This window comes from Nitrospirillum amazonense, assembly GCF_007828045.1.
Lineage (GTDB): Bacteria > Pseudomonadota > Alphaproteobacteria > Azospirillales > Azospirillaceae > Nitrospirillum > Nitrospirillum amazonense_C.
On sequence record NZ_VITN01000027.1, the window covers coordinates 64,848 to 83,846 of the forward strand.

Consider the following 18,999-nt stretch of genomic DNA (forward strand, 5'->3'; position numbering starts at 1 on the left):
GCCTCAGGGCATGAGGAGCGTGGTGGGCGTGGCATACCAATTCTGAAGCGCCATGCAGTGCAGCACCGCCTTGTGCCGATCAGTATCGATGAACCAGCCTGAAAGCGGATACCCCCGACCAGCCTCCACATCCGGCAGGCGGTCGGGATCATGCGCCGCGACACACGCGTGCAAGGTCTCGGGGAACCGCCGCCTCATGTCGTCCCACGCTGCTTGGGACGGCAATGGTCCATGCTGCAAGGGTCCATATGACAGGCCCCACCGCCGCTCCATCGTATAAAAGCAGCCTGTCAGCAGCAGGCAGGCCGCCAAGGCGCCCAGGTGTCTTGCGCGCATGATATCCCCATCCCCGCGGCCCCACGCCGTGTGGATGCAGGGCTATCCACCCTGGATGGCAAGAATATGGCGCCCCCATCGCCGGGAGAGCGCCCCGCCCCTAGGGCGACAGGCGGCTGGTGGAGGTGGTGACCCAGCCCTGGGCGCGCATGCAGTCCAGCACGGCGTCGTGGGCACGCCCGATGTGCCAGTCGGAGATGGGATAGCCCCGGCCCGCGTCCAGGTCCGCCAGGCGCTCGGGGTCGTTGGCTGCGACGCAGGCGCGCAAGGTCTCGGGAAACCGCTGTTCCTTTTCCCGCACCAGGGCCTGCTGTTGCGCCAGCGAGGGGTGGTCGCGGGTCAGCAACGCCATGTCGACGTTCCAGCGCCGGTCACCGGTGTAGGCGCAGGCGGCAAGCGCCAGGCACGTTCCCGTCATCACCAAGCCCATCACCACCAGCCGCCGCATCGCCATCCCCTCATACCGCCGCGATATAGCCCATCGCCAGCAGCCACACCGTGGCCAGCAGCAGGGATAGCACGGTCATGGGCACGCCGCAGCGGGCATGGTCGCGGAAGCCCAGGGTCACGCCAACCGCCGCCGCCCGCTCCACCGTGATGATGTTGGCCAGGCTGCCGGGCAGCAGCAGGTTGCCGGCCAGGGTGGAGAACAGGGCCAGGGCGTACAGCGCCCCCTCCGGCGGGTGGGCCCACACCTTCATCAACAGCACCACCGCCGGCACGTTGCCGATGCTGTTGCTGGCCAGGACGGAGAAGGCGCCCAGGAAGGGCAGCCGGTCCAGCGCCAGGCCGGACGCCGCCAGCTGGTCCACCAGCTGGCCGGGAAGGCCGGTGTCGGCCAGGGCGCCCGTCAGGATAAACAGGCCGGCGAACAGGGCCAGCAGGTGCCAATCGACCAGGCCCAGCATGTCGCGGCTGGCGAAGCGGCGGCTGACCAGCATGCAGCCGGCAATACCCAACACCGCGACGTCGCGGGGAAAGGGCGTGGTGAAGGCCACCAGCAGGACCACGACCCCGATCAGGCCCTTGGATAGCTGCCAGGCCCGGGGGGCGTCCGGGGGCCCCTCTTCACGGTTCACAAGGGCCGGGGCCTGGCCGTCCGACAGGCGCCCCCGCCACACCCGCGCCACCACCCAATAGACGATGACCAGCGACAGGAAGGCGGGCACGCCGCAGGCGAACAGGAAGCGCCAGAATCCCAGGTGGCCCAGCTGGCCGATGAGGATGTTCTGCGGATTGCCGATCACGGTGGCGGCGGACCCGGCGTTGGCGGCCCCCGCCAGGGCGATGAGATAGGGCCGCGCGTCCAGCCCCCGCGCCCGCAGGCCCGCGCACAGCAGCGGCGTCATGGCGAAGACCACCACATCGTTGGCCAGCAGGGCGGACAGGCCGCCCGCCACCACCACCACGGCGGCCAGCAGCGCCTCCGGCTTCCACGGCACGTTGGCCAGGCGCCAGGCGCACCAGTCATAGAAGCCCGACAGCGCGAACTGCGCCGACAGGATCATGAGCCCCAGCAGGATGAACAGGGTGGGGAAGTCGATGGCCTTGATGGCCGCCCCCTCCGTCACCGCGCCCGCCACCAGCAGGACGATGGCCCCCAGCATGGCGATGCCGGTGCGGTCCACCTTCAGCCGGGGTAGGTGGCCGATGGCCATGCCCAGGTAGACGACGGTGAAGGTGACGAGGATCAGCAGAGTCATGAGCCCAGCGCTACCGCGCGGGCGCCCGAGCGGCAAGCGGGAAATAGGCCTAGGGAATCAGGTAGATGTGATTAGGCCGCAGCCTCGGCGCCCTTCTTGGCCCCGGCCAGGGCCGCCATGTCCACCTGCATGCCCTCGCGCGCGGCGAAGCACTGCGCCCATTCCTGCTGCGCCTCAGCCTCGATGGCCTTCATGCGGACATCGTCATGGTCGGGATCGTGGTGGAACAGGCATAGGCGGCCGACGCCGGCGGCCCGGGCCAGGCGCACGCCTTCCCGCCAGGTGGAATGGCCCCAGCCCCGGCGGCCGGCGAATTCCTCATCGGTATAGGAACAGTCGTACGCCACCAGATCGGCACCCTGGATCAAGCCCAGGACGTTGGCGTCCATACGATCAGGGTCGTGCTCGGTATCCGTGACGTAGCAGAAGCTGCGTCCGTCGTAGTCGATGCGATAACCGGTGCCGCCACCCGGATGGTTCAGGCGCGCGGTGTGGACGGTGATGCCGTCGCCCAGGTCCAGGGTGGCGCCGGGGCGAAAATCCTCAAACACCAGCGAGGCGCGCAGCTTCTGCAGCGGCACGGGGAACAGGCAGGAATCCATGGGCTTTTCCATGACGGACTGGATGCAGTGCGCGCCCTGGCAGTGGCCCGCCATCACCCGCATGGAAAAGTCGGTGTTGTAGCAGGGCTCGAAAAACGGGAAGCCATTGATGTGGTCGATATGGGTATGGGTCAGCAGCAACGTGACATCGTTGATGCCGCGTGCGCGCAGGCTCTTGCCCAGCGACCGCAGGCCGGTGCCGGCATCCAGTACGAGCGTTCGGTCGCCCGCCGTCACCTCGATACAGCTGGTGTTGCCACCATACTCAAGATGACTGGCCATCGGACAGGGGACAGTCCCGCGGACACCCCAGAAGGTAACGGTGAAACCCATAAACCAAAGCCCCGAATTCCATCGCGGCCAAGCTAACCCTCCCTTGAACACCGGTCTGTGACGTGTCGCACAGGAAGGAACGCGCTTGGGCACAAGTGCACAGGGATTGTCAAGTGATGTTCGCCCCGCGAACGCACAACCACACTTTAAGGGGTACCCTTTCCAGCGGGGAATCCCCCTTGAAATTCAGGCATCCTTTCCCGTTTCACCGGCGGCGGGGACGCAGGCGATGGTCCAGCCGCTCATCATCCAGGCCGGCCGGCTCTTGATGGATGGTGACCTCCGCGTTGGGAAAGGCGGCGCGCAGGGATGATTCGATCTCATCCGTGATGTCATGCGCCTCTGTCAGCGTCAGATGGCTGTCCAGCTCCAGGTGGAATTCGATGTGCTGGCCCAGGCCGGTGGATCGGGTGCGCAGGTCGTGCAGACCGCGTGACGCCGGGTGGGCGTTCACAAGGTCGACGACCCGGGTACGGTCCACGTCGGGCAGCTCACGGTCCATCAGCACGTCCAGCGCCGTGCGCGAGATGCCGACCGCGCCCCAGACCAGGAAGGCGGCGATGCCCAGACCGAACAGGGGATCCCAGAACGCCTGGCCCGTCCAGCGGCCCAGCAGCAGCGAGACCATGACGGCGGCGTTCAGCAGCATGTCGCCGCTGTAGTGCAGGCTGTCGGCGCCAATGGCCAGCGAGGCCGTGCGGCGGATGACCCAGCGCTGGAACAGCACCAGCATGAAGGTGAGCGCGATGGCGGCGGCCATGACCCACAGGCCCACGCTGATGTCGCCCACCGGCCTCGGTTCGAACAGCCGGCCCAGCGATTCGTAGCCCAGGAACATGGCCGATCCGACAATGAAGGCGGACTGGAAGAGTGCCGCCAGCGGTTCCGCCTTGCCATGGCCGAAACGAAAGGCGGAGTCCGGTGGCTTCAGGGCCCGGGCCACACTGATGAGGGTGATGACGGAGGCCAGCGCGTCCACGCTGCTGTCGATCAGCGAGGACAGGATGCTAACGGAATTGGTGGCCAGATAGGCGCCGAACTTGCCGGCGATGAGGATGGCGGCCACGGTGACGCTGGCATAGGTGGCGCCACGGCGCCACCGTCCGTCCGCATCGCCCTCCCCCACACCGTCGGGCGATTCAGGCTGCACCTTGGCCGTCATGTTCATGGGTAGAGGCGTTCCGTCGTCCAACCCTCGTCCTCGGCATCCCGAGTATAGACCAGGCGGTCGTGCAGGCGGAACTCTCTATCCTGCCAGAACTCGATGCGCGCCGGGGTGACGCGGTAGCCGGACCAGTGCGGCGGGCGGGGAATGTCGCCCTCGCCGAAGCGCGCCGTCTCCTCCGCCACGCGGCGTTCCAGGGTCGCCCGGCTATCCAGCGGCTGCGACTGCGCCGAGGCCCAGGCACCGATCTGGCTGCCCCGTGGCCGCACGCGGTAATAGTCATCGGCCTCCTGGGCCGTCACCGGGCTGACGCGGCCGTCCACCCGGACCTGGCGGCGCAGGCTTTTCCAGTGGAAGCACAGGCCGGCGACGGGATGGGCGGCCAGTTCGCAGCCCTTGCGGCTGAGGGTGTTGGTGTAGAAGACGAAGCCGCCGTCATCCAGGCCCTTCAGCAGCACGATGCGCACCGCCGGGATGCCGTCGGCACCGATGGTGGCCAGCGACATGGCGTTGGGGTCGTTGGGTTCGGTCCGCGCCGCCTCGTCCAGCCAGGATTGGAACAGCGCGTAAGGGTCGGGTGCGACAACAAAATCCATGGTGGTAATCCGTGTCATAGATATGCCGGAATTGCCGCCTACCATACGCCACACTACATCCTTGTCCACGCAGGACGCCGCATGGACGACCCGCATGGCGCCGTGTGATTTTTGGGGTGGTTTGTTGCCCCAGATCATTGGCGGCCACCCCGAGAGGAGTGGATGCGGGACAGTGTCGGGGATGCGAGACCGGATTGCGCAAAGCCATGCCGCCAATAAAGCGCGGCGCAGGAGAGGAAAGAAGGACTAAGAATCATGAAGAAAGTCATCATCGCGTTGATGGCGTCCAGCGTCCTGTTGAGCGCGTGCGACACCACCGGGGGCAAGAATCAGACCGTGGGCATGCTGGGCGGTGCCGCCGCCGGCGGCCTGATCGGTTCGCAGTTCGGCCACGGCGGCGGCAAGCTGGCCATGACCGGCCTGGGCGTCCTGTTGGGCGGTCTGGCGGGCAGCTCCATCGGCAAGCGCATGGACGACGCCGACCGCGCCGCCATGGAACGCAACACGCAGATGGCCTACAGCGCCCCCGTGGGCCAGCCCATCGTCTGGAACAACCCCGACAACGGCCACCAGGTCATCGTGACCCCGGTGAAGGACGGCACCCGGGGCGACGGCGCCTATTGCCGCGAATTCCAGCAAACCATCGTGGTCGGCGGCGAGCGGCAGCAGGGCTACGGCACCGCCTGCCGCCAGCCGGACGGCAGCTGGAAGATCGTCAACGACTGATCCCCTTTCACGTCCTGTACGAACCCCTGGCCGCGATCGCGCGGCCAGGGGTTTGTTCATGGCGGCCCGGATCCCCTAAATAGCCGGTCCCCGCATGCTTGAAGCGGCGCGCGCGTTGCGCATATTGTGGGGCCAGACCGGCAATAGATAGTGCGACCATGCGCGATCCCTACCAAATCCTTGGCGTCGGCCGCAGCGCCAGCGCTGAGGACATCAAGCAGGCGTATCGCCGCCTCGCCAAGCAGTACCATCCCGACCTGAACCCGGGCCGGGCCGATATCGAGCTGAAGTTCAAGGAAGCCAACGGCGCCTACAGCCTGTTGTCCGACCCGGACAAGCGTGCCCGCTATGACCGGGGCGAGATCGACGCCAGCGGCGCCGAGCGGCCGGACCGTTCCTTCCGCCGCGCCTATGCCGGCGCCGGGCGGTCGGGCGACTTCGATTATGAGGACGATCCCTTCGCCGACATCTTCGGCGCCGCCCGCAAGCGCGGCGGCAGTGGCGTGAAGGCGCGCGGCAGCGACGTGGCCTATTCCGTCACCGTGCCGTTCACCGAGGCCTGCCTGGGCGCCAAGCGGCGCCTGAGCCTGTCCACGGGCAAGAGCATCGACATCAACATCCCCCCCGGCACGCAGGACCAGCAGAAGCTGCGCCTGAAGGGCCAGGGCCTGGCGGGACTGGGCGGCGCCGGGGCCGGCGATGCCATCGTCGAGGTGCACGTCACCCCCCACCCCTACTTCGTGCGCCGGGAGGACGACATCCACCTGGACGTGCCTATCACCCTGCAGGAAGCGCTGCTGGGCGCCACCATCAAGGTGCCGACCTTGGATGGCGCTGTACAGGTCAAGGTGCCCAAGCCCGCCAATTCCGGCACCACCCTGCGCCTGAAGGGCAAGGGCGTCGCCAATCCCGAGCGCGGCACCCAGGGCGACCAGTACGTGAAGCTGACCGTCGTCCTGCCCGAGCGGCCGGATGCCGAGTTGCAGGCCTTCATCGAGAAGTGGGGCAAGGCCCACGAGTACGACGTGCGCCGCAAGGCCGGCCTGATCTGAGGCCATACCGGCGGAAGAAGAAAGGGTGGTGCCTCGCGGCGCCGCCCTTTTTCGTCGGGCCCTGTCCTGTCGGAGTAACTTACCGGTCCACCATGGCCATGGCGCGCTCCACATAACGCGGACCGGCGACTTGGTAGGTCTCCAGCGCCGCGTCCAGGTGCGCCACGTCTTCCGCCGACAGCTTCAGGGCATCGGCCGCCAGGTTTTCTTCCAGGTACGTGCGGCGCTTGGTCCCGGGGATGGGCACGATGTCCGGCCGCTTCTGCAACAACCAGGCGAGCGCAACCTGGCCCGCCGTGGCGCCATAGCCTTGGGCAACGTCGCGCACGAATTCCGCCAGACGTATGTTGGCGTCGAAATTGTCGCCCTGCAGCCGGGGATCGTTCTTGGAGCGGTAGTCGCTCTCCGGATACTCCTCCGCCCGCTTGGCGATGCCGGTCAGGAAGCCGCGTCCCAGGGGGCTGAACGGCACCATGCCGATGCCCAGCTCGGTCAGCAGGGGCAGCACGTCCTGTTCCAGGTTCCGTTCCCACAGGGAATACTCGCTCTGCAGGGCCGTCACCGGCTGCACCGCATGCGCCCGGCGGATGGTGTCGCACCCGGCCTCCGACAGGCCGAAATACAGCACCTTGCCCTCCTGGATCAGGTCCTTGACCGTGCCGGCCACCTCCTCGATGGGGGTGTGGGGATCGACGCGGTGTTGGTACAGCAGGTCGATACGGTCGGTGCGCAAGCGCTTCAGCGACGCCTCGACGACCTCGCGGATATGCGCCGGCCGGCTGTCGGTGCCGCTCAGCGGCCCCTTGCCCTCGCCGATGACGAAGCCGAACTTGGTGGCGATCTGTACCTGGTCGCGGCGGCCTTCCAGCGCGCGGCCCAACAGTTCCTCATTGGTGTAGGGGCCGTAGACCTCGGCCGTGTCCAGGAAAGTGCAGCCCAGCTCGATGGCGCGGTGCAGGGTGGCGATGGATTCCGCGTCATCCGGGCTGCCATAGGCATGGGTCATGCCCATGCATCCCAGGCCCAGCGATGAAACCTCCAGGCCCTGCCGGCCCAGCCTGCGTCGTGTCAGCATGTCCAACTCCCGTTTGTATTCTTGTCAGGCTGCCGGTCACCGGCCGGCGTTGCCGCGGAACAGATCCAGGGTGCGCTTGCGCGCCAGCTGCGCGTCCTCGAGGTTCGAGTCCGGGCGGCCGTCGTTGTTGAAGCCGTGGCCGGAGTTCTCATAGATGTGGACCGGTACGTCGGGGTGCGCCTTCTGAAGGGTCTCCGCCACCTGGTCGGCCGGGATGTGCTGATCCTTGCGGCCGAAATGACAGATGACCGGGCACAGGGGCGTGAGGTCCACCAAGCCGGCGACACCGCCGCCGTAATAGCTGGACACCGCCGCCAGTCCCTGGACCTGGGCGGCCGCGCGCCAGGCGACGGTGCCGCCATAACAGTACCCCACCAGGAAGACCGGGCCCTGGGCCTTCAGCGCGTTGACGCAGGCCTGGACATCCGCCACCGGGTTCTCCACGCCGTTGGCCTGGGCGTATTGGCGGCCGACCGCGAAGCCATGCTCGTCATGCCCGGCGACGAAGCCCTTTTCCTGGCGGTCGAACATGGACGGGGCGATGACCTCGAAGCCCAGCGCCGCCCAGCGGGCCACATCCTCCGCCACGTAGGAGTCCAGGCCGAAAATCTCCTGGATGACGATGACGCCCCCCTGGCGCTCGCCTTCAGGCTCCGCATGCAGGGCGGTGAACTCGAACCCGTCGATGGCGGAGCGCAGCGTGATGGTCGTGGCCATGTCGGCCTCCTGTCTGATGGAAGGACGTGTAGGGAATTAGCGCCCCGGGGGCTGGGCCGCCACCCGCATGCGCTCTTCCGCCGCGAGCTGGGCCGGCGTCGCCAGCGGGGCGGCGGGCACGGCGTCGGGGGCCAGCAGGTCGGCCAGGGGTGTTTCCATCGCGGCACCGGCATCATGCCGCACCTGCTCGAAAATGCCGTGAACCTTGCGCTGCCAGGGGGCCTGCAGATGGCCCACGGACAAGAGGTCGCCCCACATGCCGAAGTCCAGCGCCAGGTACAGGTCGCTGAGGGTGGCGTCGTGCAGGTCGCGGGTGGCGACCCAGGCGCCGTCGGCGGTGCGGATGGTCCAGTTGGCGGCGCACAGCTGTTCCAGCATGCCGTCCACCGCCACCGCGCCCACCGGCACCCGGGCGATGACATCCGCCCGCTTCAAGGCATGGCCCTCACGGGCGGCCAGCATCAGCTCCCGCAGGATGGCCAGGGCCACCACCAGGCGCTGGGCTGGCGACAGGCCGGCGGGGCCCATCTCGGTGATGCGGCCGGAGCGCCATTCCGGCAGGGCCGCCGTCACCTCCGCCCCGAACAGGATCAGGCACCACACCAGGTACAGCCACAGCAGCACCGTGGGCAGCACCGACAGGGCGCCGTAGATGGTGGTGTAGGTGTGGACCTGGCCGATGTAGAGGGCGAAGCCGACCTTCGCCACCTCCATGGCGACGCCGGCCACCACGCCGCCCACCATGGCGTCCTGCCAGCGCACCGGCCGGGTGGGAATGGCCAGATAGGTGAGGCCGAAGAAGGCCGTCTCCAGCAGGCCGGGCAGCACGCGGCGCACCAGTTCCACCACCACCGACCCCTCAGCACCCAGATAGGACACGGCGACCGACGACAGCGACAAACTGACGCCCAACAGCAGGGGCGCCATGGTCAGCACCGCCCAGAAGGACAGCACGCGCACCAGCACCGAGTGCCGCTCGCGGCTGCGCCAGATGGCGTTGTACGCCCCCTCGATGGAGAAGAAGAGCAGGATGGACGTGACCGCCAGGCCCAGCACGCCCACGCCCGTCATGGTGCCGGCGTTGCTGACGAATTCATGCAGGCGGTCGTTCAGGTTCTCCCCCACCTGGGGCACCAGGTTCTCCAGCAGCAGCATCTCGGCTTCCGCCCGCAGCTTCTGAAAGGCGGGGAAGGCCTGGAAAATGGCGAAGCCCACGGTGAACAGCGGCACCACCGCCAGCAGGCTGGTGTAGGTGAGCGAGCCCACCGCCTGCAGGCAGTTGTCGCGATAGAAGCGGCGCACGGCGTAGCTGGTGACCCCGACGAAGGCCAGGACGACGTGCTGCACCGACTGTGGCAGGCGGTCGGTCAGCCGGGCCCAGGCCGTGGATTGGGTTCGCATGTCAGTCATGGGACCCCACCCCCACCAAGGCTTCGAAGCGTAAAACTGCCAAGGGAAGACCTTTCGCGCGTGTATTCTAGGTGTGCGCAGATATAGGGCGCCCAGCCTTTGACCGCAAAACCGCTTCGTGTAGGATGCGCGCCTAATTTTCCGGAGAGAGACGGATGACCATTTCCACGGCAACCCCCGCCCCCGGGCCCGCCACTGGGACCCTGATGGCCGGCAAGCGCGGCCTGATCATGGGCGTTGCCAATGACCGGTCCATCGCCTGGGGCATCGCCAAGGCGGTCGCCGCCCAGGGGGCCGAGCTGGCCTTCACCTACATGGGCGACGCGCTGGCCAAGCGGGTGAAGCCCCTGGCCGAGCAGTTGGGCGTGCCCCACGTCCTGCCCTGCGACGTCACCGACGAAGCCAGCATGGACGCGGTGTTCGCGACCCTGAAGGAACAGTGGGGGACCCTGGACTTCGTGGTGCATGCGATCGGCTTTTCCGACAAGAACGAGCTGGACGGCCTGTACCTGAACACCTCCCGGTCTAACTTCGCGTTGACCATGGATGTTTCCTGCTACTCGTTCACCGCCATCGCCCAACGGGCGGTGCCGATGATGACCAACGGCGGCAGCCTGCTGACCCTCAGCTATTATGGCGCCGAACGGGTGATGCCGCATTACAATGTGATGGGTGTCGCCAAGGCGGCGCTGGAGGCCAGTGTGCGCTACCTGGCGGCCGACCTGGGCCCGCAGGGCATCCGCGTCAACGCCATCTCCGCCGGCCCCATCAAGACCCTGGCGGCCAGCGGCATCGGCGACTTCCGCGCCATCCTGAAATGGAACGAGCTGAACGCGCCCCTGAAACGCAACGTCACCATCGGGGAGGTCGGCAACTCCGCCCTTTACCTGCTGAGCGACCTGGGCAGCGGCGTCACCGGCGAAGTGCACCACGTGGACAGCGGCTACCACACCGTGGGCATGCTGGCGGTGGACAGCGCCGCCGAGACCTCGGCCCTGCTGCAGAGCCTGGTCAAGTCGGAAGGGTAGGCGGTCATGGCCGGTAACGGCATCGGAACCCAGTTCCGCTTCACCACCTTCGGCGAAAGCCATGGGGTGGCGCTGGGCTGTGTGGTGGACGGCGTCCCGCCCCTGATGGATCTGGACGAGGCCTGGGTCCAGGCCTTCCTGGACCGCCGCCGGCCGGGGCAGTCGCGCTTCACCACCCAGCGGCGCGAGCCGGACACGGTGCGCATCCTGTCGGGCGTGTTCGAGGGCAAGACCACGGGCACGCCCGTCTGCCTGATGATCGAGAACGAGGACCAGCGGTCCAAGGACTACGGCGACATCAAGGACAAGTTCCGGCCGGGCCATGCCGACTACACCTATTGGGAACGCTACGGCATCCGCGACTATCGCGGCGGCGGGCGCTCCTCCGCGCGCGAAACGGCGGCCCGCGTGGCGGCCGGCGCCGTCGCCCGCCGGGTGCTGGAGGCAGTGCCGGGTGGCGTGACCATCCGCGGCGCCCTGGTGCAGGTGGGCCCGCACAAGGTGGACCGCGCGCGCTGGGACTGGGATCAGGTGGAGCAGAACCCCCTGTTCTGCCCTGACGCCGTGGCGGCGGAGGAATGGGCCGCCTACCTGGATGGCATCCGCAAGAACGGCTCGTCCGTCGGCGCGGTGGTCGAGGTGGTGGCGTCGGGCGTGCCGGCTGGCCTGGGTGAGCCCATCTACGACAAGCTGGACAGCGACCTGGCCCGCGCCATGATGACCATCAACGCGGTCAAGGGCGTGGAAATCGGCGCCGGCTTCGCCGCGGCCGAACTGACGGGCGATGAAAACGCCGACGAGATGCGGGCGGGGCCCGACGGCAAGCCCGCCTTCCTGTCCAACAACGCCGGCGGCATCCTGGGCGGCCTGTCCACGGGGCAGGACGTGGTCGTCCGCTTCGCCGTGAAACCCACCAGCAGCATCCTCACGCCCCGTCGCACCCTGGATGTGCACGGAAACGAAACGGACATCCTGACCAAGGGCCGCCACGACCCCTGCGTCGGGATCCGCGCCGTGCCGGTGGGCGAGGCCATGATGGCCTGCGTGCTGGCCGACCATTGGCTGCGCTTCAGGGCTTACAAATAGGCCCCTTGAGTAAGCCCCTTCGGCGCCGGACGACGACGCTCGCCGCTTGGCTTCGCAAGAATAGCAACGGCCCCGCCTGGACGACAGGCGGGGCCGTTTTGCTTTGGCGCGGACCCCTTGTGAGCTTACTTGGGTGAGCTTACTTGTGTGGGCTTACTTGCCGGCGATGGTGATGGTCAGGGTGTCGCTGTAGCTGCCAGCAATGGCCTGGGCGTTGGCGGGGACGGTGACGGCGACGGTGGCGGTCTTGCCGAACTGGGCGCTGGAGCGGGTGACGTTCACGGTGCCGTTGCCGGACTGGCCGTCATAAATGGTGGTGTAGCTGACGGGCGGCACGGTCGGGCTGGTGCCGCGCAGGCTGCCGCCGTTGGTCGAGGCCACGGTGATGGTGTAGCCGGCGCCATCGTTGCAGGTCTCGACCACACTGCCGACCGCGACAGCGTTGGAGCCGGTCAGGATGTTCAACTGGGTCTGGGCGTCGGTCACCGCCACGGTGCAGGTCTGGGCCACGGTGCCGCTCAGCTTGATGCTGCCCGAGGTGTCGGCCAGAGCCGGGGCGGCGAACAGGACGGCGGCGATGGCGGCGGCGGCGGCGAAGCGGATCATGACGAAGGTTCCTATCGGTTCGGCTGGGCTTGTTGCCCGTTTGTTTGATGCTTTCGTTATAAGCAATTCGAGTGCCAAATTTGCCGCGTGCCCGAGTCCGTCAATTAACACGTTGATATTGCTTTGATATATAGCATTAATCCCAACGCGGCCATTGACTCCAGTGGCAACGCAATTGCGATCTGCAATGTTCCACGCGGCAAATATCAAGCAGAATCAATGCATTAGTATTCGCAATTCGCCAGCATATGGATACTAAAAAGGGCGCCCCCGCGTGGGGGCGCCCTCTTCCGAACCGGTGGCAACCGTCGCTGGCGGCTTACTTGCCGGTGATGGTGATGGTCAGGGTGTCGGCGTAGCTGCCGGCGATGGCCTGGGCATTGGCCGGAACCGTCACGGAGACGTTGGAGGTCTTGTTGAACTGGGCGCTGGAGCGGGTGACGGTGAAGCTGCCGCCGGAGCCGTTGGTGCCGTCGTAGCTGGTGGTGTAGCCGATGGCCTGGGCGCCGGTGGCGGAGGACTTCAGCGTGCCGTTGTTGGAAGAGGCGACGGTGATAGTGTAGCCGGCGCCGTCGTTGCAGTTTTCGACCACGCTGCCGACGGCGACGTTGCTGGAACCAGACAGGATGTTCAGGGTGGCGCCAGCATCGGTGACGGCCACGGTGCAGGTCTGGAGGACGGTGCTGTTCAACTGGATGGGGCCCGAGGCGGCGGCGAAGGCGGGGCCGGCGGCGAACAGAGCGGCGACAGCGGCGGCGGCGGCGATGCGGATCATGATGAGGTTCCTATCGGTTCGGGTGGGCGGCTTCGGCGGCCCGGGTTTGTTCATGTCTGGTTATAAGCACCCGCCGTGCCAAGGATGGGCCGAACTGCCCACCAACCGACCAAACCAAATAATTTCAGTATCTTAATGTGGTCCACCGTCTGCCTCGGCATTTAAGCCCTTTGTCGTAAGTCTTGCGAGGTACGCCTTAATGACGCATCACGCATCGCACCCTTGGGATAGGGCCGCCCACAATCATTGCATCATACCATGCAAAATGCCTCAGGTGAGCCGTAAGGCCGCCGCCGCCATGGCCCCCGGCCGGCCGTCGCCCACCGCTTGGCCATCCAGCGCCACCACCGGTCGCACCATCAGGCTGGAGGTGAAGAACACCTCCGTCGCGCGCGACAGGTCGGCCGGCGCCAGGGTCCGCTCCTCGCCCCCCAGGGCGGCCAGAACCGCCGCGCGCCGGGTACCGGGCAGGGCGCCGGACGGAAGCGGCGGGGTCACCAGGGCGCCGTCCACCATCGCGAACAGTGTGGCGGCCGTGGCGCAGGCCACCTGCCCGGCGGTGTTGAGCAGCACGGCGTCGTCCGCGCCGCGGGCGGCGGCCTCGTTCCGCGCCAGGATTTGGTCCAGATAGTTCAGGGATTTGACGCCACTGAGGGCTGAGTGCTCATTGCGACGGGTGACGGTGGCGGTCACCACCCGCGCCGGCGGCAGCGGGGCGCCGGCGGGTGCCGCCGTGACCAGCAGGGTGGGCGCCGGTGCGGCGGGGCGGGGCAAGCCACGGCCACCCGGCCCGGCGCTGACCGTTAACCGTAGCGAGCCATCTTTTATGTCGTTGGCGACAGCCGTGTCGGCCAAGGCGGCGGCCAGGGTGGCCGGCGGCGGCAGGGGCAGGCGCAGCACGGTCGCCCCCCGGGCCAGGCGGGCCAGGTGCGCATCCAGCCGCACCACGGCCCCGTCCCGCCAGCGCAACGTCTCAAACAACCCGTCACCCAATAGGAAGCCCCGATCGGCCACGCCGATACCGGCGGACGCCGCCGGCTGCAGGGCGCCGTTCAGCCAGACCAGGCCCGTCATGCCGCCTCGCTCCCCGGTTCCGGCCCGGCCATCGCCCCAGGCGGCCAAGCCATGGCCGGGTCCAGCGCCGTCAGCAGGGCATGCGCCTTGACCAGGCTCTCCTCATATTCCGCCGCCGGGTCGCTGTCGGCGACGATGCCGCCACCGGCCTGCACCACCACCTGCCCCGCCGCCACGGCCAGGGTGCGGATGATGATGCTGCTGTCCATGGCGCCGTCCCACCCCAGCCACAGGACGGATCCGCAATAGGGCCCGCGCCGCGCCGGCTCCAGCTCATGAATGATCTCCATGGCGCGGATCTTGGGCGCCCCGGTGATGGACCCGCCGGGGAAGGTGGCGCGCAGCAGGTCGATGGCGCCCAAGCCCGGCGCCAGCCGCGCCGTCACGACGCTGACCAGGTGATGCACGGTGCGGTAGCTTTCCAGCCCGCACAGCGTGGGCACGGTAACGGAGCCGACCACCGCCACGCGCGACAGGTCGTTGCGCATCAAATCGACGATCATCAGGTTTTCCGCCCGGTCCTTGGCGGAGGACCGCAACTCCGCCGCCAGCGCGGCGTCCCGGGCGGGATCGGGGTCGCGGGGCCGCGTACCCTTGATGGGCCGCGTCTCCACCCGCCCCTCCGCGTCCACCGCCAGGAAGCGTTCGGGCGACACGGACACCACGGCGCGGGCGTCTCCCCCTTTTGGGCCCAGATCCAGCAGGGCGGAAAAGGGGGCTGCGGCGCGGGCGCGGAGGCGGAGATAGAGGTCCAGCGGCGCCACGCCCGGTGCCAGCGTGCCTCGGAAACGCTGGGTGATGTTGGCCTGGTAGATGTCGCCGGCGGCGATGTAGTCCACCGTGCGGGCCACGGCGGCCTCATGATCCGCCCGGCTCCATCCCGCGCGCCAGCCGGGGGCGGCCAGCCATGGCCCCTCCCCCACCGTCACCGCCGGGCACGGGGTCGCCAGCAGGTCGCGCCACTCCTCCGCTCCCGCCCGATGGGCGGACAGGATCCAGGCGCGGCCGGCGGCGTGGTCGATGGCGACGATGCGGTCGTAGAAGCCCACCGCCATGTCCGGCAGGGCGACGCCCTCCGCCCGGGGGGCCGGCAGCGCCTCCAGCTGGCCGCCCAGTTCATAGCCCAAAAAGCCCACCGCCCCGCCCCGGAAGGGCGGCAGGTCGTCGGGTGGCGGCGCATCGCCCAGCCGGTCGCGGCCGGCCTTCAGCAGGGCGCCCAACGTGCCCAGGGCATCCGCCCCGGCCGGACGGCCATCCACGGTGACGACGCCGTTCGCGCACTCCACCCAGGCGTGGGGGGCGGCGCCGACATAGCTGTAGCGGGCGCGGGTGGCATCGGCGGCGCCACCGTCCAGCAGGAAGGGCCGGGGCAGATGGGCCAGCCGGGCGTAGGCCGCCACCGGGTCGGGCGGCGGGATTTCCAGCGCGACGATGCCGCCGGGCGATGCGGGATAGGGGGACGTCATGAGCGCGGACCTTACCCCCTCCTCCCCCGCTTCGCCAACGCCGGCCTCGGCCGAAAGGCCGAAAGGGTGGGCATAGACATGAAGGCACAGAAGGGCATGGGTCCGCCTAAGCGGCCCTACCGCCCGGCCGCCTTGGCAAGCCTCACGCGCTGTGGTGGTATGGCAGCCGGATTTTACGGCTTCCAGGAACCGCGTTCATGCGTTTCATCGTCCGGTTGTTCGCCCTTATCGGCCTGTTCGGGGTCCTGCTGACGGCGGGGTTGATCCTGTTGGCCTTCAAGGCGAAGGACAAGCAACCCACCCTGCCCCAGTCCGTGGTGCTGGAGTTCAACTTCGAACGCCCCTTGGCGGAGGCGCCGGGCGAGGATGGCTGGTCCAGCCTTATCAACAGCCGCCGCGGCAGCGTGCGCGAAGTGATCGACGCGCTGGAACAGGCCGGCCGCGACCCCAAGGTCAAGGGCCTGGTGGCCAAGGTCGGCAACGCCAGCCAGGGCATCGGCACCACGCAGGAACTGCGCGACGCCATCACCCGCTTCCGCGCCACCGGCCGCTTCGCCTACATCCATGCCGAAAGCTACGGCGACGCCGGCAGCGGCATGACCCCCTACTACCTCGCCAGCGCCTTCGACCAGGTATGGCTGCAGCCGGTGGGCACGGTGGGCATCACCGGCATCGCCGTCACGCAGACCTTCTTCCGGGGCGCCTTGGACAGCATCGGGGTGCAACCGCAGATCTCCAAGCGCGCCGACTACAAGACGGCGGCCGAGATGTTCGCCGAGAAGCAGGCCACCCCCGCCAACCGCGAGATGACGGAAAGCCTGGCCGGCGACATCTACGACCAGATGGTGCTGGGCATCGCCGATGGCCGCCATCTGAACCCCGACGCGGTGAAGGCCGCCATCGACCACGCCCCCCTGCTGGACAGCGAGGCGCTGGCGTCCAAGCTGGTGGATAAGCTGGGCTATTTCGATGAGGTCGAAACCGCCGCCAAGGAGCGGGCGGGCGGCAAGGCCGCCGGCGCCGACACGGTCGATCTGCTGACCTACGGCAAGATCGCCGGCAGCGCCTTCACCCAGGGCCCCACCGTCGCCCTGATCGTGGGCGAGGGTGAGATCGTGCGCGGTGGCAAGGACGGCGGCGCCTTCAATGACGAACCGTCGTTCGCCGCCAACCGCATCGCCGACGCCTTCGACACCGCCATCGAACAGTCCAACGTCAAGGCCATCCTGTTCCGGGTGAACAGCCCGGGCGGCAGCCCCGTGGGATCGGAAACCGTGCGCCACGCCGTGGACCGGGCGCGCAAGGCCGGCAAGCCCGTCGTCATCTCCATGGGCGATGTCGCTGGGTCCGGCGGCTATTGGGTGGCCATGGATGCCGACCGCATCGTCGCCCTACCGGGCACCCTGACCGGGTCCATCGGCGTGCTGGGCGGCAAGTTCGTGGCCAAGGGCCTGGCCGACAAGCTGGGTGTGGGCGTGGATCAGGTGACGCGCGGCGCCAACGCCACGATCTGGAGCCCGGCCAGCCCCTATACCGACAGCGAGGCCGCCCGCCAGGACGCCATGCTCGACGCCATCTACGCCCAGTTCACCGAGGGTGTGGCCAAGGGCCGCAAGCTGGACATCGAGAAGGTGCGCGAACTGGCCAAGGGCCGCGTCTACACCGGCCGCCAGGCCAAGGACCTGGGCCTGGTGGACGCCCTGGGCGGCTACGATATCGCCCTGCAACAGGTGCGGCAGGTGGCGGGCATTCCCGGCAACGCCGACCTGCACATCGTCCAGTTCCCCCGGCCCAAGAGCGGGTACGAGATGGTGCTGGACCTGTTCAACGGCAAGGCGGCGGCGGAGATGGCCAGCGTCGCCCAGGCACGCGGGGCGGAGAAGGTGCTGGCCGACTACGGCCCCCTGCTGGACATGGTGCAGCCCATGGTCCGCGCCGCCAAGCGGCAGGAACAGGTACTGATGATGCCGGACCTCAGCGTCAACGGCGCCGGCCGCTGACCGCGGCGGGAGACGACCCCCGGCCCGGGATCCCCCCCCGGGGGCCGGGGGTTTTCTTTTGGATTGATGGGACCCACCCTGGCAGGTGCGACAAATCGTCCCTATCTGACAAGCTCACAACGAACAGGCCCCATTGATGGACTTCCTTGCCGATCCCGGCATTTGGCTCGGGCTCTTGACCCTGGTCTCCCTCGAGGTCGTCCTCGGCATCGACAATCTGGTCTTCATCGCCATCGTCGCCGACAAGTTGCCGGCGGAGCAGCGCAACCGCGTACGTCTGGTGGGCCTGTCGCTGGCGCTGATCATGCGCCTGCTGCTGCTGTTCTCCATCTCCTGGATCGTGACGCTGACCCAGCCGCTGTTCAGCGTGGCCGGGTTCGCCCTGTCGGGACGCGACCTGATCCTGGTGCTGGGTGGCGCCTTCCTGCTGGCCAAGGGCACGATGGAGCTGCATGAGCGGCTGGAGGGGGCCGCGGCCCATCACCAGCCCAAGGCGGCGGGGGCGGCGGCCAACGCCTTCTGGCGGTCGGTGGCGCAGATCGTGCTGCTGGACGCGGTGTTCTCGCTGGACAGCGTCATCACCGCGGTGGGCATGGTGGATGAGCTGCCCATCATGGTGGCGGCCGTCTGCATCGCCATGGGCGTCATGCTGGTGGCATCCAAGCCGCTGATGGCCTTCATCTCCCGCCACCCCACCGTCATCATCCTGGGCTTGGGCTTTCTGCTGATGATCGGCTTCAGCCTGGTGGCGGAGGGCCTGGGCCTGCACATCCCCAAGGGCTATCTCTACGCCGCCATCGGCTTTTCCATCCTGATCGAGGCCGCCAACCAGCTGGGCCGGCGCAAGCGGGCCTCACCCGAGTCCGCCAGGCGCGAGGCCCTGCTGCGGGGCTTGCACGACACACCCGACGGAAGGGTGACGATCACGGATGCCCAGGGTCAGGTGCGGGTCACCGCCTCCACCGCCGACGCGCTGGCGCTTCTCGATCCGCGCTGATACCAAGGGCATTTGATCGTGACCGCTCAAATGCCCCCTCAATCGCCGGGCGCCAGCATCCGCTGGCTTGGCTTCCTCCCTTTGCGGTCCGCTGATGCTCCCCGCAAAGGTCCGGCGGCCGCGGTCGCGGCCTACAGCGGCATGTGTCAACACCTCATGCCGCTGTTTGGGTGGACGGCCCCATGGCATCGGATGCCAAAGTTGGGTTGTCACACTCCAACACGAGGGCCGCCCTTATGGACTATAAACGGA

19 protein-coding genes are annotated in these 18,999 nt (G+C 68.1%); 6 read left to right on the forward strand and 13 right to left on the reverse strand.

Features of this window, described 5'->3' with window-relative positions; all coding sequences use genetic code 11:
* Nucleotides 1–3: 3 nt before the first annotated feature.
* From FBZ89_RS27075 to pdxH, 6 genes are all read right to left on the reverse strand, one after another.
* Nucleotides 4–336, reverse strand: a complete 333-nt coding sequence (locus tag FBZ89_RS27075; RefSeq protein ID WP_145753833.1) for a hypothetical protein — start codon at nt 334–336, stop codon at nt 4–6.
* 100 nt (nt 337–436) lie between these two features.
* On the reverse strand, nt 437–784 hold the full coding sequence (locus FBZ89_RS27080) for a hypothetical protein (RefSeq protein WP_145753835.1): 348 nt from the start codon (nt 782–784) through the stop codon (nt 437–439).
* A gap of 10 nt (nt 785–794) precedes the next feature.
* On the reverse strand, nt 795–2,039 hold the full coding sequence (locus FBZ89_RS27085; protein WP_145753837.1) for an ArsB/NhaD family transporter: 1,245 nt from the start codon (nt 2,037–2,039) through the stop codon (nt 795–797).
* 71 nt (nt 2,040–2,110) lie between these two features.
* The gene (locus tag FBZ89_RS27090; protein ID WP_145753839.1) at nt 2,111–2,974 is read right to left on the reverse strand and encodes an MBL fold metallo-hydrolase; all 864 of its coding nucleotides are present in this window, start codon (nt 2,972–2,974) and stop codon (nt 2,111–2,113) included.
* Nucleotides 2,975–3,179: 205 nt separating this feature from the next.
* Nucleotides 3,180–4,142 (reverse strand): cation diffusion facilitator family transporter, encoded by a 963-nt coding sequence (locus tag FBZ89_RS27095; RefSeq protein ID WP_342780657.1) that lies wholly within the window; start codon nt 4,140–4,142, stop codon nt 3,180–3,182.
* Nucleotides 4,139–4,735: a pyridoxamine 5'-phosphate oxidase gene (gene pdxH / locus FBZ89_RS27100; protein WP_145753841.1), complete on the reverse strand. Its 597-nt coding sequence runs from the start codon at nt 4,733–4,735 to the stop codon at nt 4,139–4,141. The genes FBZ89_RS27095 and pdxH overlap by 4 nt, the downstream gene beginning before the upstream one ends.
* A gap of 255 nt (nt 4,736–4,990) precedes the next feature.
* Here pdxH and FBZ89_RS27105 point away from each other — a divergent pair, with 255 nt between their 5' ends.
* Both FBZ89_RS27105 and FBZ89_RS27110 read left to right on the forward strand, forming a co-directional pair.
* On the forward strand, nt 4,991–5,461 hold the full coding sequence (locus tag FBZ89_RS27105; protein ID WP_145753842.1) for an RT0821/Lpp0805 family surface protein: 471 nt from the start codon (nt 4,991–4,993) through the stop codon (nt 5,459–5,461).
* A gap of 158 nt (nt 5,462–5,619) precedes the next feature.
* The gene (locus tag FBZ89_RS27110) at nt 5,620–6,513 is read left to right on the forward strand and encodes a DnaJ C-terminal domain-containing protein (RefSeq protein WP_145753844.1); all 894 of its coding nucleotides are present in this window, start codon (nt 5,620–5,622) and stop codon (nt 6,511–6,513) included.
* A gap of 79 nt (nt 6,514–6,592) precedes the next feature.
* On the opposite strand, the gene FBZ89_RS27115 is transcribed toward FBZ89_RS27110, so the two are convergent.
* The 3 genes from FBZ89_RS27115 to FBZ89_RS27125 are packed head-to-tail and all read right to left on the reverse strand — an operon-like array spanning nt 6,593 to nt 9,715.
* Nucleotides 6,593–7,588, reverse strand: coding sequence for an aldo/keto reductase (locus FBZ89_RS27115; protein ID WP_145753846.1), 996 nt, complete (start codon nt 7,586–7,588; stop codon nt 6,593–6,595).
* A 36-nt stretch (nt 7,589–7,624) separates the two neighbouring features.
* Nucleotides 7,625–8,305 carry a dienelactone hydrolase family protein gene (locus FBZ89_RS27120; protein WP_145753848.1) on the reverse strand — a complete coding sequence of 227 codons (681 nt, stop codon included), beginning with the start codon at nt 8,303–8,305 and terminating at the stop codon, nt 7,625–7,627.
* A gap of 36 nt (nt 8,306–8,341) precedes the next feature.
* Nucleotides 8,342–9,715 carry a YihY family inner membrane protein gene (locus FBZ89_RS27125; protein WP_145753850.1) on the reverse strand — a complete coding sequence of 458 codons (1,374 nt, stop codon included), beginning with the start codon at nt 9,713–9,715 and terminating at the stop codon, nt 8,342–8,344.
* A 155-nt stretch (nt 9,716–9,870) separates the two neighbouring features.
* On the opposite strand from FBZ89_RS27125, the gene fabI reads away from it, so the two are divergent.
* Both fabI and aroC read left to right on the forward strand, forming a co-directional pair.
* Nucleotides 9,871–10,743, forward strand: coding sequence for an enoyl-ACP reductase FabI (gene fabI / locus FBZ89_RS27130; RefSeq protein WP_281292049.1), 873 nt, complete (start codon nt 9,871–9,873; stop codon nt 10,741–10,743).
* A gap of 6 nt (nt 10,744–10,749) precedes the next feature.
* Entirely contained in the window at nt 10,750–11,829 is a 1,080-nt protein-coding gene (aroC, locus tag FBZ89_RS27135) for a chorismate synthase (protein ID WP_145753851.1), read from the forward strand.
* A 153-nt stretch (nt 11,830–11,982) separates the two neighbouring features.
* On the opposite strand, the gene FBZ89_RS27140 is transcribed toward aroC, so the two are convergent.
* From FBZ89_RS27140 to pabB, 4 genes are all read right to left on the reverse strand, one after another.
* Nucleotides 11,983–12,435 carry a hypothetical protein gene (locus FBZ89_RS27140; RefSeq protein WP_145753853.1) on the reverse strand — a complete coding sequence of 151 codons (453 nt, stop codon included), beginning with the start codon at nt 12,433–12,435 and terminating at the stop codon, nt 11,983–11,985.
* A gap of 319 nt (nt 12,436–12,754) precedes the next feature.
* On the reverse strand, nt 12,755–13,210 hold the full coding sequence (locus FBZ89_RS27145) for a Csu type fimbrial protein (RefSeq protein ID WP_145753855.1): 456 nt from the start codon (nt 13,208–13,210) through the stop codon (nt 12,755–12,757).
* A gap of 270 nt (nt 13,211–13,480) precedes the next feature.
* A complete protein-coding gene (locus tag FBZ89_RS27150) occupies nt 13,481–14,284 on the reverse strand; it encodes an aminotransferase class IV (protein WP_145753857.1) in 804 nt (267 codons plus the stop codon).
* Entirely contained in the window at nt 14,281–15,750 is a 1,470-nt protein-coding gene (gene pabB, locus FBZ89_RS27155) for an aminodeoxychorismate synthase component I (RefSeq protein ID WP_145753859.1), read from the reverse strand. Before pabB ends, FBZ89_RS27150 begins: the two co-directional genes overlap by 4 nt.
* 197 nt (nt 15,751–15,947) lie before the next feature.
* On the opposite strand from pabB, the gene sppA reads away from it, so the two are divergent.
* Nucleotides 15,948–17,750: a signal peptide peptidase SppA gene (gene sppA / locus FBZ89_RS27160; protein ID WP_145753860.1), complete on the forward strand. Its 1,803-nt coding sequence runs from the start codon at nt 15,948–15,950 to the stop codon at nt 17,748–17,750.
* Between the two features lie 136 nt (nt 17,751–17,886).
* Nucleotides 17,887–18,747 (forward strand): TerC family protein, encoded by an 861-nt coding sequence (locus FBZ89_RS27165; RefSeq protein WP_145753862.1) that lies wholly within the window; start codon nt 17,887–17,889, stop codon nt 18,745–18,747.
* Nucleotides 18,748–18,999: the final 252 nt, after the last annotated feature.

Excerpts from the sequence above, each read along its gene's own strand:
- FBZ89_RS27110 (WP_145753844.1), top strand. The coding sequence starts at position 5,620 with ATGCGCGATCCCTACCAAATCCTTGGCGTCGGCCGCAGCGCCAGCGCT.
- pabB (WP_145753859.1), bottom strand. The coding sequence starts at position 15,750 with ATGACGTCCCCCTATCCCGCATCGCCCGGCGGCATCGTCGCGCTGGAA.
- FBZ89_RS27120 (WP_145753848.1), bottom strand. The coding sequence starts at position 8,305 with ATGGCCACGACCATCACGCTGCGCTCCGCCATCGACGGGTTCGAGTTC.
- FBZ89_RS27115 (WP_145753846.1), bottom strand. The coding sequence starts at position 7,588 with ATGCTGACACGACGCAGGCTGGGCCGGCAGGGCCTGGAGGTTTCATCG.
- FBZ89_RS27085 (WP_145753837.1), bottom strand. The coding sequence starts at position 2,039 with ATGACTCTGCTGATCCTCGTCACCTTCACCGTCGTCTACCTGGGCATG.
- FBZ89_RS27140 (WP_145753853.1), bottom strand. The coding sequence starts at position 12,435 with ATGATCCGCTTCGCCGCCGCCGCCGCCATCGCCGCCGTCCTGTTCGCC.
- pdxH (WP_145753841.1), bottom strand. The coding sequence starts at position 4,735 with ATGGATTTTGTTGTCGCACCCGACCCTTACGCGCTGTTCCAATCCTGG.
- FBZ89_RS27075 (WP_145753833.1), bottom strand. The coding sequence starts at position 336 with ATGCGCGCAAGACACCTGGGCGCCTTGGCGGCCTGCCTGCTGCTGACA.
- FBZ89_RS27090 (WP_145753839.1), bottom strand. The coding sequence starts at position 2,974 with ATGGGTTTCACCGTTACCTTCTGGGGTGTCCGCGGGACTGTCCCCTGT.
- FBZ89_RS27105 (WP_145753842.1), top strand. The coding sequence starts at position 4,991 with ATGAAGAAAGTCATCATCGCGTTGATGGCGTCCAGCGTCCTGTTGAGC.
- FBZ89_RS27095 (WP_342780657.1), bottom strand. The coding sequence starts at position 4,142 with ATGAACATGACGGCCAAGGTGCAGCCTGAATCGCCCGACGGTGTGGGG.
- FBZ89_RS27165 (WP_145753862.1), top strand. The coding sequence starts at position 17,887 with ATGGACTTCCTTGCCGATCCCGGCATTTGGCTCGGGCTCTTGACCCTG.
- FBZ89_RS27145 (WP_145753855.1), bottom strand. The coding sequence starts at position 13,210 with ATGATCCGCATCGCCGCCGCCGCCGCTGTCGCCGCTCTGTTCGCCGCC.
- aroC (WP_145753851.1), top strand. The coding sequence starts at position 10,750 with ATGGCCGGTAACGGCATCGGAACCCAGTTCCGCTTCACCACCTTCGGC.
- FBZ89_RS27125 (WP_145753850.1), bottom strand. The coding sequence starts at position 9,715 with ATGACTGACATGCGAACCCAATCCACGGCCTGGGCCCGGCTGACCGAC.
- sppA (WP_145753860.1), top strand. The coding sequence starts at position 15,948 with ATGCGTTTCATCGTCCGGTTGTTCGCCCTTATCGGCCTGTTCGGGGTC.
- fabI (WP_281292049.1), top strand. The coding sequence starts at position 9,871 with ATGACCATTTCCACGGCAACCCCCGCCCCCGGGCCCGCCACTGGGACC.
- FBZ89_RS27150 (WP_145753857.1), bottom strand. The coding sequence starts at position 14,284 with ATGACGGGCCTGGTCTGGCTGAACGGCGCCCTGCAGCCGGCGGCGTCC.
- FBZ89_RS27080 (WP_145753835.1), bottom strand. The coding sequence starts at position 784 with ATGCGGCGGCTGGTGGTGATGGGCTTGGTGATGACGGGAACGTGCCTG.